The sequence below is a fragment of the Vibrio sp. ABG19 genome (assembly GCF_029962385.1).
Lineage (GTDB): Bacteria > Pseudomonadota > Gammaproteobacteria > Enterobacterales > Vibrionaceae > Vibrio > Vibrio ostreae.
Genome location: NZ_CP071708.1, coordinates 589315 through 608148 on the forward strand (window position 1 = coordinate 589315; position 18834 = coordinate 608148).

Genomic DNA, 18834 nt, shown 5'->3' on the forward strand with positions numbered 1-18834 from the left:
TTAACTACATGGATGTAGTTAATAAATTCAATTCCAAAATTCGGAAAGCTGTTTTCGTTCTCTTTACACATTCAATGTACTGGTCATTGAGTCCATCAAAACCCCTTGGGTGTTGTATGGTTAAGCCTCACGGGCAATTAGTACAGGTTAGCTCAACGCCTCACAACGCTTACACACCCTGCCTATCAACGTTCTAGTCTCGAACAACCCTTTAGGACACTTAAAGTGTCAGGGAAGACTCATCTCAGGGCTCGCTTCCCGCTTAGATGCTTTCAGCGGTTATCGATTCCGAACTTAGCTACCGGGCAATGCGTCTGGCGACACAACCCGAACACCAGAGGTTCGTCCACTCCGGTCCTCTCGTACTAGGAGCAGCCCCCTTCAATCTTCCAACGCCCACGGCAGATAGGGACCGAACTGTCTCACGACGTTCTAAACCCAGCTCGCGTACCACTTTAAATGGCGAACAGCCATACCCTTGGGACCGACTTCAGCCCCAGGATGTGATGAGCCGACATCGAGGTGCCAAACACCGCCGTCGATATGAACTCTTGGGCGGTATCAGCCTGTTATCCCCGGAGTACCTTTTATCCGTTGAGCGATGGCCCTTCCATTCAGAACCACCGGATCACTATGACCTGCTTTCGCACCTGCTCGAATTGTCATTCTCGCAGTCAAGCGGGCTTATGCCATTGCACTAACCTCACGATGTCCAACCGTGATTAGCCCACCTTCGTGCTCCTCCGTTACTCTTTGGGAGGAGACCGCCCCAGTCAAACTACCCACCAGGCACTGTCCTCGAACCGGATAACGGTCCAGAGTTAGAACATCAAACATACAAGGGTGGTATTTCAAGGACGGCTCCAACGCAACTGGCGTCACGTCTTCAAAGCCTCCCACCTATCCTACACATGTAGGTTCAATGTTCAGTGCCAAGCTGTAGTAAAGGTTCACGGGGTCTTTCCGTCTAGCCGCGGGTACACTGCATCTTCACAGCGATTTCAATTTCACTGAGTCTCGGGTGGAGACAGCGTGGCCATCATTACGCCATTCGTGCAGGTCGGAACTTACCCGACAAGGAATTTCGCTACCTTAGGACCGTTATAGTTACGGCCGCCGTTTACCGGGGCTTCGATCAAGAGCGTCGACCGAAGTCTAACCCCATCAATTAACCTTCCGGCACCGGGCAGGCGTCACACCGTATACGTCATCTTACGATTTTGCACAGTGCTGTGTTTTTAATAAACAGTTGCAGCCACCTGGTATCTGCGACTTCCAATAGCTCCATCCGCAAGGGACTTCACCGTCAGAAGCGTACCTTCTCCCGAAGTTACGGTACCATTTTGCCTAGTTCCTTCACCCGAGTTCTCTCAAGCGCCTTGGTATTCTCTACCCGACCACCTGTGTCGGTTTGGGGTACGATTCCTTACAATCTGAAGCTTAGAGGCTTTTCCTGGAAGCATGGCATCAATGACTTCATCACCGTAGTGACTCGACATCGTGTCTCAGCCTTACAGAGAGCCGGATTTACCTAACTCTCAAGCCTACGCACTTGAACCTGGACAACCGTCGCCAGGCCCACCTAGCCTTCTCCGTCCCCCCATCGCAATTGTAAGAAGTACGGGAATATTAACCCGTTTCCCATCGACTACGCCTTTCGGCCTCGCCTTAGGGGTCGACTTACCCTGCCCCGATTAACGTTGGACAGGAACCCTTGGTCTTCCGGCGAGGAGGTTTTTCACCCCCTTTATCGTTACTCATGTCAGCATTCGCACTTCTGATACCTCCAGCATGCCTTACAGCACACCTTCAACGGCTTACAGAACGCTCCCCTACCCAATACGATAAATCGCATTGCCGCAGCTTCGGTTTACAGCTTAGCCCCGTTACATCTTCCGCGCAGGCCGACTCGACTAGTGAGCTATTACGCTTTCTTTAAATGATGGCTGCTTCTAAGCCAACATCCTAGCTGTCTGAGCCTTCCCACATCGTTTCCCACTTAGCTGTAATTTGGGACCTTAGCTGGCGGTCTGGGTTGTTTCCCTCTCCACGACGGACGTTAGCACCCGCCGTGTGTCTCCCGGATAGTACTTACTGGTATTCGGAGTTTGCAAAGGGTTGGTAAGTCGGGATGACCCCCTAGCCTTAACAGTGCTCTACCCCCAGTAGTATTCGTCCGAGGCGCTACCTAAATAGCTTTCGGGGAGAACCAGCTATCTCCGAGTTTGATTGGCCTTTCACCCCTAGCCACAAGTCATCCGCTAATTTTTCAACATTAGTCGGTTCGGTCCTCCAATTGATGTTACTCAATCTTCAACCTGCCCATGGCTAGATCACTCGGTTTCGGGTCTATATCCAGAGACTGAACGCCCAGTTAAGACTCGGTTTCCCTACGGCTCCCCTAAATGGTTAACCTTGCCACTGAATATAAGTCGCTGACCCATTATACAAAAGGTACGCAGTCACACCACGAAGGTGCTCCTACTGCTTGTACGTACACGGTTTCAGGTTCTATTTCACTCCCCTCACAGGGGTTCTTTTCGCCTTTCCCTCACGGTACTGGTTCACTATCGGTCAGTCAGGAGTATTTAGCCTTGGAGGATGGTCCCCCCATGTTCAGACAGGATAACACGTGTCCCGCCCTACTCGATTTCACTGAACATACGCTGTCGGCTACGGGGCTATCACCCTGTTTCGCGGTCCTTTCCAGAACCTTCACCTGACGCATGTAAAGCTTAAGGGCTAATCCAATTTCGCTCGCCGCTACTTTCGGAATCTCAATTGATTTCTTTTCCTCGGGGTACTTAGATGTTTCAGTTCCCCCGGTTCGCTTCATTAACCTATGTATTCAGTTAATGATACCTGCTTATGCAGGTGGGTTTCCCCATTCGGAAATCGTAGACTCAAGTGGCTCTTACTGCCTCATCTACGCTTATCGCAAGTTAGTACGTCCTTCATCGCCTCTGACTGCCAAGGCATCCACCGTGTACGCTTAGTCACTTAACCATACAACCCGAAGGAGTTTCGAGTTGATGAACCAAGTCACCAAGGTTTCGTTGTCTCTCATTATTTGAATGAGCGAGAGACATGTCGATTTTGCCGGACTCAATTTTGAAACTTGAAAACAAGTTTCTACCAAGCACACTTGAATGTGTTGTTGGTGTATTCCATTTCGGAATACATTGAGAACTTTACAAATAATATTTCGTTTACGAATAAACAAAAGATTATTTTGTCAGCTTTCCAAATTGTTAAAGAGCAAGATTCGTATCTCTAATGAGATGAACCATGTTTAAGAACACTTATCTCTTCACATGGAGAAATGTGCTTAAAAGTGGTGGAGCTAAGCGGGATCGAACCGCTGACCTCCTGCATGCCATGCAGGCGCTCTCCCAGCTGAGCTATAGCCCCACGAATCTCTTTAAATAAACCATCAATCTGTGTGAACACTCATCGCAATAATCATTCGTATAAGGAGGTGATCCAGCGCCAGGTTCCCCTAGCGCTACCTTGTTACGACTTCACCCCAGTCATGAACCACAAAGTGGCAAGCGTCCTCCCGAAGGTTAAACTACCTGCTTCTTTTGCAGCCCACTCCCATGGTGTGACGGGCGGTGTGTACAAGGCCCGGGAACGTATTCACCGTGGCATTCTGATCCACGATTACTAGCGATTCCGACTTCATGGAGTCGAGTTGCAGACTCCAATCCGGACTACGACGCACTTTTTGGGATTCGCTCACTCTCGCAAGTTGGCCGCCCTCTGTATGCGCCATTGTAGCACGTGTGTAGCCCTACTCGTAAGGGCCATGATGACTTGACGTCGTCCCCACCTTCCTCCGGTTTATCACCGGCAGTCTCCCTGGAGTTCCCGACTTTACTCGCTGGCAAACAAGGATAAGGGTTGCGCTCGTTGCGGGACTTAACCCAACATTTCACAACACGAGCTGACGACAGCCATGCAGCACCTGTCTCTCAGTTCCCGAAGGCACAAGACTGTCTCCAGTCTCTTCTGAGGATGTCAAGAGTAGGTAAGGTTCTTCGCGTTGCATCGAATTAAACCACATGCTCCACCGCTTGTGCGGGCCCCCGTCAATTCATTTGAGTTTTAATCTTGCGACCGTACTCCCCAGGCGGTCTACTTAACGCGTTAGCTCCGAAAGCCACGGCTCAAGGCCACAACCTCCAAGTAGACATCGTTGACGGCGTGGACTACCAGGGTATCTAATCCTGTTTGCTCCCCACGCTTTCGCATCTGAGTGTCAGTATCTGTCCAGGGGGCCGCCTTCGCCACCGGTATTCCTTCAGATCTCTACGCATTTCACCGCTACACCTGAAATTCTACCCCCCTCTACAGTACTCTAGCCTGCCAGTTTCAAATGCAATTCCGAGGTTGAGCCCCGGGCTTTCACATCTGACTTAACAAACCACCTGCATGCGCTTTACGCCCAGTAATTCCGATTAACGCTCGCACCCTCCGTATTACCGCGGCTGCTGGCACGGAGTTAGCCGGTGCTTCTTCTGCAGCTAACGTCAAACGAATGCGCTATTAACACACCCGCCTTCCTCACTGCTGAAAGTACTTTACAACCCGAAGGCCTTCTTCATACACGCGGCATGGCTGCATCAGGCTTGCGCCCATTGTGCAATATTCCCCACTGCTGCCTCCCGTAGGAGTCTGGACCGTGTCTCAGTTCCAGTGTGGCTGATCATCCTCTCAGACCAGCTAGGGATCGTTGCCTTGGTGAGCCCTTACCTCACCAACTAGCTAATCCCACCTGGGCATATCCTGACGCGAGAGGCCCGAAGGTCCCCCTCTTTGGCCCGAAGGCATTATGCGGTATTAGCCATCGTTTCCAATGGTTATCCCCCACATCAGGGCAATTTCCCAGGCATTACTCACCCGTCCGCCGCTCGCCGCCCTTAACGTTCCCCGAAGGTTCAGTTAAGTCGCTGCCGCTCGACTTGCATGTGTTAGGCCTGCCGCCAGCGTTCAATCTGAGCCATGATCAAACTCTTCAATTTAAGATTTGATTCCCTAAATAATTAGGAGAGGCTCAATGAATACTGACTTCAAATTACCTTAGTAATTCAAAGCTATTACCATTCCAACAGAATGGTAATGAATTGACTGTGCCGATACCGAAGTATCGATTGGTCACTCAGTTCATTGATACCTAAGTTGATTCTTTAGAATCATCTTCGATTATCATCAACGAGTGCCCACACAGATTGATAGGTTTATATTGTTAAAGAGCGTTGCTTTTTCGAAGTTTCTTCTCAAAGCGGACGGCCATTTTAGCGACTTAATTTAGCGAGTCAACCATTTTTTTATTTTAAATTTCTTTAACTTAAGAAACTTAATTTTCCGTCTTTGCTGCCTTGCCTGCTTAAGCAGTTTTGCCTGACAACGGAAGCGCATTATAGGGAGGAATAAACGCTTGGCAAGAGTAATTTAAGAAAAAAATGACCTTTTGCAACCAAGCGGACAAATAAGCACCACATTGATTCTTAAACCAACAAATCCTGCCCCGGACATCTAAAAAAGCCACTTTTTCAACGCTATCAGGCCTGGCTTTCGGATCACACAGAGGAACAAAAAAACAAAAGCCATGCTGGGCATGGCTTTTACTGTTTTACTGACTGGCACTTATACGACCATCTTTGATTTCCAGCTTGATCGGCGTTCCGGGAAGAAACTCTCCGGCCAGGATTGATTTCGCCAACGGGTTTTCGACGTTCTGCTGGATAGCGCGTTTAAGTGGCCGCGCACCATATACAGGATCGAAACCGACCTGAGCAACCATATCCAAAGCTTCATCGCTGACTATAAGCTCGTAGTCTCGTTCCACTAAGCGTTTACGCAGACGCTCAATCTGAATAGAAGCAATCGACTTAATCTGATCCCGTCCCAGAGGATGGAACACCACGCTCTCATCCACCCGGTTTAGGAACTCAGGACGGAAATGATGACTGACCACTTCCATCACCTGCTCTTTAATGCCCTGGTAGTCGAGCTGAGCAAAGTTTTCCTGAATCCGTGACGAACCCAGGTTCGAAGTCATAATCACCACTGTATTGCGGAAATCAACCGTACGTCCCTGACCATCAGTCAGACGTCCGTCGTCCAAAACCTGCAACAGAATGTTGAACACATCCGGATGAGCCTTTTCGACTTCATCCAGCAAAATGACGGAATAAGGTTTGCGGCGTACTGCTTCAGTCAGATAGCCGCCCTCTTCATAGCCGACATAACCTGGAGGTGCCCCCACCAGACGAGCCACAGAGTGTTTCTCCATGAACTCCGACATATCAATCCGCACCATGGCGTCTTCACTGTCGAACATGAAGTTGGCGAGGGTTTTACACAGCTCGGTTTTACCCACACCGGTTGGACCTAAAAACAGGAACGAACCAATTGGACGATTTGGATCCGACAGTCCCGCACGGCTACGACGAATCGCATTTGCGACCACTTCGACCGCTTCAGCCTGACCGATGACACGCTGATGCAATACCTCTTCCATGCGCAGCAGTTTCTCTTTTTCTGCTTCAAGCATTTTCGCCACCGGAATACCGGTCTGCTTCGAGAGCACTTCGGCGATTTCGGCATCGGTCACTTTGTTGCGCAGCAGAGTCATCTCCTGCATTTCAGCCTGGGCTGCCAGATCAAGCTGTTTCTCCAGTTCAGGGATACGGCCATATTGCAACTCCGACATACGGCTCAAATCACCAGCGCGGCGAGCGACTTCCAGATCAAGACGAGCCTGCTCCAGTTCACTTTTAATATGCTGGGTACCAGACAAGGCTGCTTTTTCCGCATTCCACACTTCTTCCAGCTCAGCGTAATCCCGCTCTTTTTCCTCAAGCTCGTCGTTGAGAATATTGAGACGTTTTTCACTGGCATCATCGTGCTCGTTGCTCAGTGCCTGCTGCTCAATTTTAAGCTGGATAATTTTACGCTCCAGCTTATCCAAAGCTTCTGGCTTGGAGTCAATTTGCATCCGGATGCTGGATGCGGCTTCATCGATCAGGTCAATCGCTTTATCCGGCAACTGACGGTCCGAGACGTAACGGTGGGATAAACTGGCCGCCGCCACTATCGCCGGGTCGGTAATTTCCACATGGTGATGCAGCTCGTAACGCTCTTTCAATCCACGCAGAATCGCCACGGTATCTTCCACACTCGGCTCATCGACCAGCACTTTCTGGAAGCGACGTTCCAACGCCGGATCTTTTTCGATATATTGACGGTATTCATCCAGCGTAGTGGCACCGACACAATGCAGCTCACCACGAGCTAATGCCGGCTTGAGCATATTACCGGCATCCATCGAGCCTTCACCTTTACCGGCTCCCACCATGGTATGCAGCTCGTCAATAAACAGAATGACGTTGCCCTCTTCTTTGGCCAACTCATTCAGAACCGATTTCAGGCGTTCTTCAAATTCACCGCGATATTTAGCACCCGCCACCAGCGCGCCCATATCGAGCGATAGCACACGACGACCGCGCAGCCCTTCCGGCACCTCATTATTGATGATGCGCTGGGCCAAACCTTCGACAATAGCCGTTTTACCAACCCCGGGTTCACCGATCAGTACCGGATTGTTCTTGGTTCGGCGCTGCAGTACCTGAATGGTGCGGCGGATTTCGTCATCACGGCCAATCACAGGGTCAAGCTTGCCCTGCTCGGCACGCTCGGTGAGATCGATGGTGTATTTTTCCAGCGCCTGGCGCAGTTCTTCTGCATTCTGATCATTGACCTTCTGACCGCCACGAATTTTCTCTATCGCATCGGTAACCTTTTTCTCGGTCAAACCAAACTCTTTAAGTAACTTGCCGAGCGGGCCATGATCCTGCAACGCTGCCAACAGGTAAATTTCAGAGGAGATGTAGGCATCCTGACGCTTTTGCGCCACTTTATCGCACAGGTTAAACAGATTGCCCAAGCCACTTGAGAGCTGAACATCTCCGCCGATACCGCTGACTTTCGGAACACGATCAAGCATTTCACCTAATTTAGAGCGCAGTTGCATGGCATCGACATCCAACATCGTCAGCAATGGACGAATCGGACTGCCATTTTGATCCAGGAGTGCCACCATTAGGTGTACAGGTTCGATATACTGATGATCCCGCCCAAGTGCCAGTGACTGAGCGTCAGAAATCGCTATTTGGAATTTGCTGGTAAACCTATCAAGACGCATAACAACCTTCCTAACCTCGTCTGAGATAAACTATTAACGTTTAGAAAGATGGTTACGTAAGAGGGAATTTTCAAGGCAAGACCACTAACTTTATCAGGTTTAATTTTCACCAATCCAGATAAACGTGGCCTGACGGCCGGTCACACCATCACGACGGTAGGAATAAAAACGCTCTGCATCCTGATAGGTGCACAGCCCGTTGTCGAATATGGCATCAATACCCAGACGCTTCAGACGCAGTCGCACCAGTTGATTTATGTCAGCCCACCACTTGCCGGTTTGACGACCAGGTATGAAAGCCTGCGCGGCCTCGGGGTGTACAGCGCAAAATGCCGTCACCACATCCTCTCCGACTTCAAATGCCTGCGGACCGATGGCCGGCCCCAGCCACAACAGGACGTCCTGACCGGCAAAATTGACCAGTGCATTTTCGATAATGCCACCGGCTAATCCGCGCCAGCCGGCATGCACAGCCGCTACCTGAGAGCCCTGAGTGTTGGTGATGAGCACAGGCAGACAATCGGCGGTCATGGCACTGCACACCACATTGGTGCTGTCAGTCCAAACTCCGTCGGCGTCCAGTACCTGCTTGGTTGGCTCACTGACTTGTATCACCCGGGTGGAATGAGTCTGATTAAGCCAAAGTGGCGCAACCGGCATACCTGACTGCTGCTGCAGCCAGTCGCGGTTACGCTGTACTAATAGTGGATCATCCCCAACATGCATACCAAGATTCAATCCGGCATATGGCGCAGGTGAAACTCCGCCAGTCCGGGTTGAAGACAGAGCTCGCACCTTTGTCGGTGCCGGCCAGTTAGGGATAATCCAGCTCATACTTAATACTCTTCCGAGTGGTTTAGTTTGGCATCTTCACGCAGTGCTTCGCTCATCGCCACCATATCATCCGGTACCGGAGCATGGAATTCCAGCTCTTCACCTGTAATCGGGTGTGCAAAACGCAGCATGACAGCATGCAGCGCCTGACGGTCAAAACCACGAATCATTGCGGTCAGTTCTTCGGTGGCGCCTTTGGGGATACGCGCGCGGCCACCGTATGCACTGTCGCCCAGCAGCGGATGCTGCAGGTAAGACATGTGGACACGAATCTGGTGAGTACGGCCAGTTTCCAGACGCAGACGGATACGGGTGTGTTCACGGAAATGCTCCGCAACCCGGTAGTGAGTCACAGCCGGTTTACCCAGTGGGCTGACTGCCATCAGAGTACGTTTGGTGGAATGACGGCCAATCGGCTTATCAATCATGCCACCAGCGGTCATTTTACCGATCGCGATCGCCTCGTATTCCCGGGTGATGTTCCGCTTTTGCAGTTCGCGTACCAGACGCGTCTGGGCCGGAACGGTTTTCGCGACCACCATCAGACCGGTAGTGTCTTTATCCAGACGATGCACAATACCGGCACGCGGTACTTCCGCGATAGCCGGATAATGGAACAGTAAAGCGTTCAGCACAGTACCGTCCGGCGTTCCCGCCCCCGGGTGGACTACAAAATCACGCGGTTTGTTGATAACGATAATGTCGTCATCTTCGTAGACGATATCGAGCGGAATATCCTGAGCTTCCCAGCGCTGTTCATCTTCCAGTTCTGCCTGAACTGTTATCTCTTCACCACCCATGACTTTAGTCCGTGGTTTAGTCACCACACTGCCGTCAACGGTTACTTTCCCTTCCAGCAACCACTCTTTGAGGCGCGAACGGGAAAAATCGGTGAATAATTCAGCCACAGCCTGGTCTAAACGCTGACCTAGCTGGCTATCTTTTACTGTTTGAGTTAATTCAATCTGCTGAGCCATATCGAACTTTTTTAAAAACCGTGAGACTAATAGTCACTAGTATGGAAAAATATGACGCCATTGTATCTGTTACTGCCAAGAAAGTAACGAACCGTTTTGCGGAGCGCCGATGCTCCAAGTGTATAAGCTTTAATTGCAAGGAACTCACTCCTGACATGAAATACCAAACTTTATCAGGCTTACTCGCGTTATCTCTTCTGGCCGGCTGTTCGAGCACTAAAGAAGTAGTGCCGGATGTCCCCCCCGCTCAGCTGTACACTGAAGCACAAACTTCACTGCAGGGCGGCAATTGGATGACAGCGATTGAAAAGCTTGAAGCGCTGGATTCACGCTACCCGTTCGGGGCGTACTCCGAGCAAGTACAACTGGATCTGATTTACGCCTACTATAAGAACGACGATCTGGCGTTAGGTCTGGCGACCATTGAACGCTTTATCCGCTTAAACCCGACCCATGAAAAAATGGATTGGGTACTTTACATGCGTGGCCTGACCCATATGGCTCAGGATCGCAACTTTATGCATGACCTGTTTAATGTTGATCGCAGTGACCGCGATCCGGAACCGGTAAAAGCCGCATTTGCCGACTTCAAAAAGCTGCTGCAACGCTACCCGGCCAGCCCCTACGCAGAAGATGCCCAGCGCCGCATGTTTGCACTGAAAAACCGCCTGGCGGATTACGACCTGGCGACCGCGGATTTCTATCTGCGCCGCGAAGCCTGGATTGCCGCCATTAATCGTACTCAAGAGCTGCAAAAAACTTATCCGGATACCGAAGCCGCGCGCAAGTCGCTGGAGATTCAACTGGAAGCCTATCAACAACTGGGCCTGAAAGACTCGGTTGAGCGTACCCGCCAGTTGATGCAACTCAACCCGGAGCAGTGAGCAGCCGATAGCCTTATGCTTATCGGCTTGTAATGACTGAAAGCCACTTCTTCGGAAGTGGCTTTTTTGATTCAGCTAGATGACGAGATAAGAAAAGAAGGTCAGAAATTATCCGCTGTAACGGCATTCGGAATCAGGTTAGCAAGGCGCAAGGTGAACCACCTCACCAGAGGTGGTGTACACAAATTAAGCACCGAGTTTTTTCAGGTTCATCGCGGCTTTCCGGGGAAAGCCGCTTTTATCTTTAAAAAAAAGTAATCGATATCTCGGTAACCGTAGCCCATTCGTTTGATTAACTTTATCTTGTTGTTTATCCCTTCGAGCGTACAGGTATTGAGTGGGTAGCTTGCAGAAGCAACGATGCCATGAAGATACGGTTTGAGCTTTCTCGCGAAGTCCATAAGCGGCTTGATCCCGCTTTCTTGAACTTGCTCCCACCATACGTCCCATAAGTCTTCCGCTTCTCTTTCCGACTGACACCTCCATAACTCTTTAAGCTGAGAGCCAAGTAAATACGTCACCATTAAGTCCTTGTTCATGCTCAGTATCTCACTCAGATAGCTCTCCTGCTTACCGTCTAAATTAGCTCTGTTTTTGAGGAGAACCCAGCGTGAACGTTTCACCCATTGGCGCGTTTTCTTGTCCTGTTTGAGTTGATTAGCTTGGTCAACTCTGACTCTATCCATCACTTCCCGGCCAAATTTGGCGACCACGTGGAATAAGTCGTACACAATGCGGGCGTTAGGACAATGTTGCTGCACTTCAAAGTCGAAAGCCGTATTCATATCCATTGCAACCGCTTCTATGTTCTGGCTATGCTCACCGAGTAATTCAAAGAAGGGACGGATATCTTTTCGGCTGCGTCCGACGCCTATCCAAAGCACTTGATGCGTCTTAGCATCCGCGATAACAGTGGCATAACGATGTCCCTTGAAGAGAGCAAACTCATCCATGACCAGTTGTCTCAGCTCTGCCCAGTTAACCTCTGGCACCACATGTTGCAGCCGACGCTTATCTATCGCCTTAATCGTATGCCAATGAACCCCCGTCATCTGGGCAATATGTTTGATAGGAAGAAGAGGCAACAACTGCTCAATGTAACTTCTTAAGCGGTTAGTCAGGCGAGCAAAAGGTTCAAGCCAAGAAATAGATTCGGTTTTGATACCGCAGTCAGGGCACTTGATACGCCTTGTTTGTAGGGATAGCTCGACGGGTACGCCGAGAATCATCGCTTCCTTAATCGTGCGCCACTGATAATCATGTATGGCTTGAACATGTTGCCCACATGAACATCGAGCAGTTGTGCTGGGTTGGAGAGTAATCGTGATGAGAGAAGACGTTTGTACAGACTTTACGACATGAAAGCCTTCCCAGAACGATGATAGGAAAGTATGATTCGGCATGAAAACGGTAGTTTGTGTAAGGTTGTGTTTGGCGATGTAACCTTATCACTTACTACCGTTTTTGTTTTAAGTTCCCGCTAATCCGCGATGAACCTTTTTTCAGGCCGAAGCAAGCCACTAAAAAGCAGAGATTTTTTAGTAACAACACTCCCCACTGTAGCCCGTTCATTGTGAATCTCAAGCTTTTTTCCTCCCTCATGATGGTACTCTTTGCTTAAGATCACGTTTGTTTTCACTCGCAGAAACACCAGGCACAAAAGTGATATTGATCACATTTTTTTTGATATGAAAACGGCAATCTGAACTCAACCCATAAGGGATGCAACAGAGGAAAAGTCACTATGCAAATGAATATCACTGGTAAAAACATTGAAATCACCTCTGCAATCCGTGCGCACATTGAGAGTAAATTCAAAAAGCTGGAAAAATGGCAAGTAGACATCATCGGCTGCCAGGCTAGCTTTAGCGAAGAACCTAACAAACAGAAAAAGTTTGAGGCAACCATCAGCATTCCAAAAGGACAAATCAACGCCTCAGCAGTCCATGAAGATCTTTACGCAGCCATCAACGAGGTAGAACAAAAACTCGAACGTCAACTGAATAAACTGCGTCATAAGCCGGAAGCTCGTCGTACTGACAAACCGGAGTTGGAAGAAGAAGTGGAAGAATAAGGAAACGGTTTTAGAGATAGCGCCTGCGGGCGCTATTTTTTTGCTTGACGCTCCCAGCCCGCTTGCTTATTGTGTGTTCTCTTCACCCCTTTGTACGGACAAACATGACTCTGCACTCACTGTTCTTTTTTGACTTCTTTTTTCTCCAAAACTAGTTGGAGGCACGCTCGTTCGCGAAAGATAAGTCAAAAACGAACAGAAAGCCTCCCATACGGGGGGCTTTTTTTATAAGGACAATAAGTATGACAGACAGACAGTATTCACTCGAAGAGATTCGACTGCGCCTCAATGAACTCGATGATCAACTTCTCAGCCTGCTTTCTGAGCGTCGCAGCCTCAGTATCGAAGTAGCGAAAAGTAAAGTTGAAACATCTAAGCCGGTACGTGATGCCGCACGAGAGCAGCAACTGCTTGTCAAACTGATCCATGCAGGCAAAGACAAATATCAGCTCGATGCCCCCTACATTACCAAAATTTTCCATACCATCATCGAAGACTCTGTGCTGCTGCAGCAAACTTACCTGCAAAACCTGGCCAATCCGCAAAGCCGTAAACCTTTGGCACGAGTCGCTTTTCTGGGTTCAAAAGGCTCGTATTCCCACCTTGCCACTCGGGAATATTTCAGCCGTAAAAATACCGAACTGATTGAATTAAACTGTGAACAGTTCAAAGAGATCACGACCACGGTTGAATCCGGCCATGCCGACTACGGCGTGCTGCCGATCGAAAACACCAGTTCTGGCTCGATCAATGAAGTGTACGATTTGTTGCAGCACACCACGCTATATATTGTGGGTGAGATTACCCAGCCGATTGAACACTGCCTGGTGGCAACCCAGGATATCCGCCTGGAAGATATCCAGGTCCTGTACTCTCATCCGCAGCCGCACCAGCAATGCAGCGAATTTATCAGCCGCCTTAACGGGGTAAAACTGGAAACCTGTGCCAGCACCGCCGATGCAATGAAAAAAGTTCAGGAACTGGGCCGCAATGATGTCGCCGCTATCGGCAATGCGTCGAGTGGTAAACTGTATGGCCTGCAACCTATCCAGGGCAATATTGCCAACCAGACCGAAAACCATACCCGTTTTATTATCGTGGCGCGCAAACCGGTTGAAGTGTCGGCGCAGATCCCGGCCAAAACCACGCTGATTATGTCAACCTCACAGGAAGCGGGATCGCTGGTCTCTACCCTGCTGGTACTGCAGCGTTACGGTATCAATATGACCAAGCTGGAATCACGTCCGATTATGGGCAATCCGTGGGAAGAGATGTTCTATGTCGATCTGGAAGCCCATCTCGATTCCGAGAGCATGCAAAAAGCGCTGCTTGAACTGACCCGCTTAACCAAACACCTCAAGGTATTAGGTTGTTATCCAACGGAAAATGTTAAACCGACCCAGGTAAAGCTAGCTGAACGATAACTGAATCATATATTTCACTGTAAACGCTGGTAGTTGCATATTCTGTCCCTATAATAAGCACGCTATTTTGATTAGTGACAATGGATGCACTACTGGCGGTTTCATACTACCAGGCATGTGAGTAAGGACCAACACAAGGACAGATGCCCGGTGACTGCCGGACTCGCTCAAATACGGATGACCAAAACGCTCCTTTTTGCTTTACTCGGGCTCTCCATGCCAGTAATGGGACAAGAGCTCAATATCTATCTGTGGGAAGACACCCTGTCACCACGGGTCATCGACGCCTGGAATCAGACTCACGATACACCTCTGCACCTTTATCATTTTGACAACGATGATGAGCGTAGCCTGCTGATGCTCAACAGCGTCCAGTTGCCATTTGATGTCGTTATTCTCGACAATGTCTCTGCCCATATCTTTTCGCGCCAGAATGAGTTTGAAGATCTCTCTGAACTATCGGGGCGAGACAATAACTTCCCGCGCTGGAATCAGGCCTGTGGTACCCATGCTATCCCCTACTTCTGGGGCTATGTCGGTATCGCTTATCGTAAAAGTAAAGTTGCGGCGCCACCAACGCATTGGTCCCAGTTGGTCAATATCAGTGATGAGTTAAAGGGGCATGTCGGACTGATTTACGACAGTGTCGAGACTCTTTTACCTGCACTGTACAGCCTCGCTTACTCACCGATCACCGATTCCCTGCCAGAGTTGAAAGAAGCCTATCAGGTCATGGAAGCCGCGACCCCAAAGGTGTTGACCTATGAATACGCATTAAGCTATGTGCGCAGTCATACTCAAAACGACGACTTATTTATGGCACTGGCCTACAGCGGTGACCATTACGCACTGAATCGTTTTTTCAATAATGACGACTGGGCCTTTACTCTGCCGCAAGGCAAGCCTTATATCTGGATTGACTGTCTGGCTATCAACAGCAATTCGCAGCAAAAAGCCGAGGCGCGTGCGTTTCTTGAGTTTTTGATGCGCCCCGATATCGCAGCAATGAATGCTCAGGATATGCAGAGTGCCACCCCGAACCGCGCCGCGATGGCACTTTTGCCGCAGCAAGATGTTCATGACAGCAGCCTTTATTTGTCCGATGCACAACTGGACCAAGCCATCATCGACCATGAGCTCTCACCGCGAAATCTCAGCGTCAGAGCAAAAATCATCAATAATGTAATCGACCTTCATGAAGCTAAACCATAGAATCCTGCTGCTGATTGCACCCGTTATCCTGCTCAGTGCCGCCGCATCAAGCTACATCATCTACAGTAGCCAGAAAGATGCTCTGCTTAAACGTACTGACAGTTATTTGCAGCTCAATATGGAAAAGCTGGCCAGCCATTTCAAACAGACGCGTGCCCTGCTCAACAGCTACTCGTTTACGTTAGCCAAGAGCGACATTCTCCGGCATTACTTTGAGCATGAAAGCAATCCCTATCGTGAACTGGAACTGGTGGATAATCTCAATCAGACCATCGATATTCTCCAGCCCAGCGATGTCGATTTTGTCGCGCTGTCTATTTTGGATGAACAGCACAATGAGCTCTATTATGCCGAGAACAGTAATGATCCTTTCGCGCGCTTTGACCCCAAAGTCAAAAACTTTGTCGAGCAGCAATTTAAGCAGAGCCATAACACTTCCAATGTCAGCTACACCGAAAACTCTGCCGGTGAAGGCGTCCTGGTCCGTTATGATGTATTAGATACCCAAACCCTGCAGACCCCGCTAAGTTACAACCGCGATGAAATCTTTTTTGTGGTGGTATACGTCACGCTTGATAAATTCAACGCGCTGCGCAGACAAATCGAGTTTGATAACCAAAGCCCGTTGTTTTTCCAGCCCCAGCCACCGCAAAATCCGCAGCAACTGACCCAGAGTGTCGAACTGCAACCAGATATGTACGCCATTCTCGACCCGGCCCCGCTGCTGCTGCGCCAGCACCTCAACAGCATTCAGAAAGAGCTGATGATTTCGTTTGGTTTATCGGCGTTAATCACGGTGATCCTCCTTCTGATGCTGCTATATAAACATATGATTAATCCGATCCTGCGTCTGGATGAGCAGTTGCAGGAGGTAGAGAATAAACAGCGTCAGAATATTGAACTGCGCGACTCGGATGATGAAATCGGCCGTCTGTCAGCCCGTTTCTATGCCATGTATGCCGAGCTCGACAGCTCTTATCAGCAAACCAAAACGCTGGCCGAATACGATCATCTGACCAAGCTGGCAAACCGACGCCAGTTTCATCACAAAGCCGAGCAAATCCTGCTGGATATCCCGGGTAACCACCACCTCTGGGTGCTGTATATCGACCTGGATAACTTTAAATACGTCAACGACAAATACGGCCATCAGGTGGGTGATTCTCTGCTGGTTAACTTCGCCTCTCATGTCCGGCTGGTGTGCGAGGAATTCGAACTTTATCAGGTCTCCAGCCTGGCTGCCCGTCTGTCGGGTGATGAGTTCGCGATTTTACTCTCCGCGCCAGCTCACGGCGCTCATTACGCCGATGATTTTGCCCAGCGTCTGCTCGACCCGATTCAAAACCGTGACCACTCCCCTCTGAGTCACTTTCCGATTACCGCCAGTATCGGGATTGCCACCTATCCGCAAGATGGCGTTCGGGTGGAAAAATTGCTGCTTAACTCGGATACCGCGATGTATCAGGCCAAAAACGCCGGTAAAAATCAGATTGCTCACTACTCACAGCAACTGGATGATATCGTCAAACGGCGTAATGACATTGAACGAGCTTTGCGAGAGCAAAATTTTGATCAGGAATTCAGTCTGGTCTATCAACCCTATTTCACCTGTTCCGGGCATAACGTCGCCGGATTTGAGGTTCTGTTGCGCTGGTTCTCTCCGCAACTGGGCGAAGTGGCTGCGGACGAATTTATCCCCATCGCCGAGCAGACCGGCCTGTTTGGAATCATTGATCGCTGGGTTATCCAGTCCGCTTTCGCCGACTTTAACACCCTGAGCCGGGAATTTTCCCAGCCGGTACAGCTGTCGATCAACCTCTCCTCAGCCGAGCTGGACTCAAAAAATCTGGCTCAGTTTATCGAACAACATGCCCGTTATTACGATCTGGAGCCGTATCGGATAGAGTTTGAAATTACCGAAACCTTTGCCGCCAATTCACAAAGCTATCCGCTGCTGGATGAACTGTCCAAGCAGGGATTTGGCCTTACCATTGATGATTTTGGTTCAGGTTACACCTCGATAGCACAACTGGTACAATACCCGGTACAAAAAATAAAATTTGATCGCCAGTTTCTGGATACTCTGCTCAGCAGCAATAAGCAGCAAGTCATTAAACCACTGATTGAGTTGTGTCACTCACAAGGCATTGAAGTGACCGCCGAAGGGATAGAAAGTGTGGAAATGCTTCACTGGCTGACCGAATATCGGTGTGATTTTATGCAAGGCTACCTTTTTGGTCAGCCGATGACGCTGATAGAGATACGTAACTGGCAACAATACAACGAGAGTAATCAGTTTTATGCACAAAGTGATCATTGCTTCACTTAATCCGGCCAAGATCAGTGCCGTAGAAAGCGCATTCAGCAGCGTGTTTCCCGCCCAGGCATTCAGTTTTACCGGTGTCAGCGTTGCCAGCGAGGTCGCCGATCAACCGATGAGTGACGCCGAAACCAAACTCGGCGCGCTGAACCGGGTCCGAAATGCCCGGCAGGCAGTCAATGACGGCGATTATTATGTCGGCCTGGAGGCGGGGATTGAGGGCGGTGTGACCTTCGCCTGGATGATTATCGAATCCGGATCGCGACGCGGTGAGTCACGTTCAGCCAGTTTGATGCTTCCGCCGCAGGTGTTGGCAAAACTGGCTGACGCCAATGAACTGGGCGATGTGATGGATGAGGTATTCGGCACACAGAATATCAAACAGCAAGGCGGTGCGATTGGCTTGCTGACCCAACACCAGCTGACTCGCAGTTCGGTCTATCATCAGGCTCTCATTCTGGCTTTGATCCCGTTTATCAATCCGGACCATTTCCCTGCCGGGGCGATATAAGCCAGACCATAGCCGTCATTCACAGTGAGCCGGGGGTGTAACAAAAACAAAAACGCCAGCCTGGGGCTGGCGCTGTTTATCCGGGTTGTGGTTATTTCAATATCAACTTAGCCAAACTATCCCGCTCTGTATCGGTGCGGGATTTTAGCTCGTTCGACCCACGGGTAATGGTTGCAATTCCCACTCCGAGCATCTGGCTGACCTGACGCTGAGACATTTCACCTTTGAGCAGCTCACACAGAATATTGACCCGCGCGACCAAGGACTCACGTTCATCCGGGGTCATTAACATCGTCAGCAGCATTGCATGCTGATCGTTATCAGCGGCCTCTTTCACCACTGACATTAATTGTGACCAGTCGTCGTACTCAGGTTGTTGTGACATGATT

Annotated in this window: 11 protein-coding genes, 1 tRNA gene, 2 rRNA genes and 1 other annotated feature; of the genes, 6 read left to right on the forward strand and 8 right to left on the reverse strand. The window is 49.8% G+C overall.

Annotation, left to right across the window (positions count from 1 at the left end; all coding sequences use genetic code 11):
• Positions 1-116: 116 nt before the first annotated feature.
• The 6 genes from J0X00_RS08925 to rluD form a co-directional block, all read right to left on the reverse strand.
• Positions 117-3006, reverse strand: a 23S ribosomal RNA gene (locus J0X00_RS08925).
• A 329-nt stretch (positions 3007-3335) separates the two neighbouring features.
• Positions 3336-3411: transfer RNA gene (locus J0X00_RS08930), tRNA-Ala, on the reverse strand.
• A gap of 60 nt (positions 3412-3471) precedes the next feature.
• A 16S ribosomal RNA gene (locus tag J0X00_RS08935) occupies positions 3472-5024 on the reverse strand.
• Together the 16S and 23S rRNA genes with 1 tRNA gene alongside form the textbook arrangement of a ribosomal RNA operon.
• Before the next feature lie 611 nt (positions 5025-5635).
• The gene (gene clpB, locus J0X00_RS08940; protein ID WP_282477928.1) at positions 5636-8209 is read right to left on the reverse strand and encodes an ATP-dependent chaperone ClpB; all 2574 of its coding nucleotides are present in this window, start codon (positions 8207-8209) and stop codon (positions 5636-5638) included.
• A gap of 99 nt (positions 8210-8308) precedes the next feature.
• On the reverse strand, positions 8309-9043 hold the full coding sequence (gene pgeF / locus J0X00_RS08945) for a peptidoglycan editing factor PgeF (RefSeq protein ID WP_282477929.1): 735 nt from the start codon (positions 9041-9043) through the stop codon (positions 8309-8311).
• A gap of 2 nt (positions 9044-9045) precedes the next feature.
• On the reverse strand, positions 9046-10020 hold the full coding sequence (gene rluD / locus J0X00_RS08950; RefSeq protein ID WP_282477930.1) for a 23S rRNA pseudouridine(1911/1915/1917) synthase RluD: 975 nt from the start codon (positions 10018-10020) through the stop codon (positions 9046-9048).
• Positions 10021-10175: 155 nt separating this feature from the next.
• Here rluD and J0X00_RS08955 point away from each other — a divergent pair, with 155 nt between their 5' ends.
• Positions 10176-10904 carry an outer membrane protein assembly factor BamD gene (locus J0X00_RS08955; RefSeq protein ID WP_136486316.1) on the forward strand — a complete coding sequence of 243 codons (729 nt, stop codon included), beginning with the start codon at positions 10176-10178 and terminating at the stop codon, positions 10902-10904.
• Between the two features lie 209 nt (positions 10905-11113).
• On the opposite strand, the gene J0X00_RS08960 is transcribed toward J0X00_RS08955, so the two are convergent.
• Positions 11114-12307, reverse strand: a complete 1194-nt coding sequence (locus J0X00_RS08960; RefSeq protein ID WP_282476786.1) for an ISL3 family transposase — start codon at positions 12305-12307, stop codon at positions 11114-11116.
• A 341-nt stretch (positions 12308-12648) separates the two neighbouring features.
• Here J0X00_RS08960 and raiA point away from each other — a divergent pair, with 341 nt between their 5' ends.
• The 5 genes from raiA (at position 12649) to yjjX (ending at position 18445) form a co-directional block, all read left to right on the forward strand.
• Positions 12649-12978 carry a ribosome-associated translation inhibitor RaiA gene (raiA, locus tag J0X00_RS08965; protein WP_136486314.1) on the forward strand — a complete coding sequence of 110 codons (330 nt, stop codon included), beginning with the start codon at positions 12649-12651 and terminating at the stop codon, positions 12976-12978.
• Positions 12979-13084: 106 nt separating this feature from the next.
• Positions 13085-13207: a sequence feature (Phe leader region), on the forward strand.
• 13 nt (positions 13208-13220) lie between these two features.
• Positions 13221-14402 (forward strand): prephenate dehydratase, encoded by a 1182-nt coding sequence (pheA, locus tag J0X00_RS08970; RefSeq protein ID WP_282477931.1) that lies wholly within the window; start codon positions 13221-13223, stop codon positions 14400-14402.
• A gap of 177 nt (positions 14403-14579) precedes the next feature.
• Complete coding sequence (locus J0X00_RS08975; RefSeq protein WP_282477932.1) at positions 14580-15614, forward strand: spermidine/putrescine ABC transporter substrate-binding protein; 1035 nt, start codon at positions 14580-14582, stop codon at positions 15612-15614.
• On the forward strand, positions 15598-17943 hold the full coding sequence (locus tag J0X00_RS08980) for an EAL domain-containing protein (protein ID WP_282477933.1): 2346 nt from the start codon (positions 15598-15600) through the stop codon (positions 17941-17943). Before J0X00_RS08975 ends, J0X00_RS08980 begins: the two co-directional genes overlap by 17 nt.
• Positions 17915-18445 carry an inosine/xanthosine triphosphatase gene (gene yjjX / locus J0X00_RS08985; protein WP_136486306.1) on the forward strand — a complete coding sequence of 177 codons (531 nt, stop codon included), beginning with the start codon at positions 17915-17917 and terminating at the stop codon, positions 18443-18445. The genes J0X00_RS08980 and yjjX overlap by 29 nt, the downstream gene beginning before the upstream one ends.
• Before the next feature lie 91 nt (positions 18446-18536).
• Here the strand turns inward: yjjX and trpR are convergent, their stop codons facing one another.
• A complete protein-coding gene (trpR, locus tag J0X00_RS08990; protein ID WP_218562744.1) occupies positions 18537-18830 on the reverse strand; it encodes a trp operon repressor in 294 nt (97 codons plus the stop codon).
• Positions 18831-18834 lie beyond the last annotated feature (4 nt).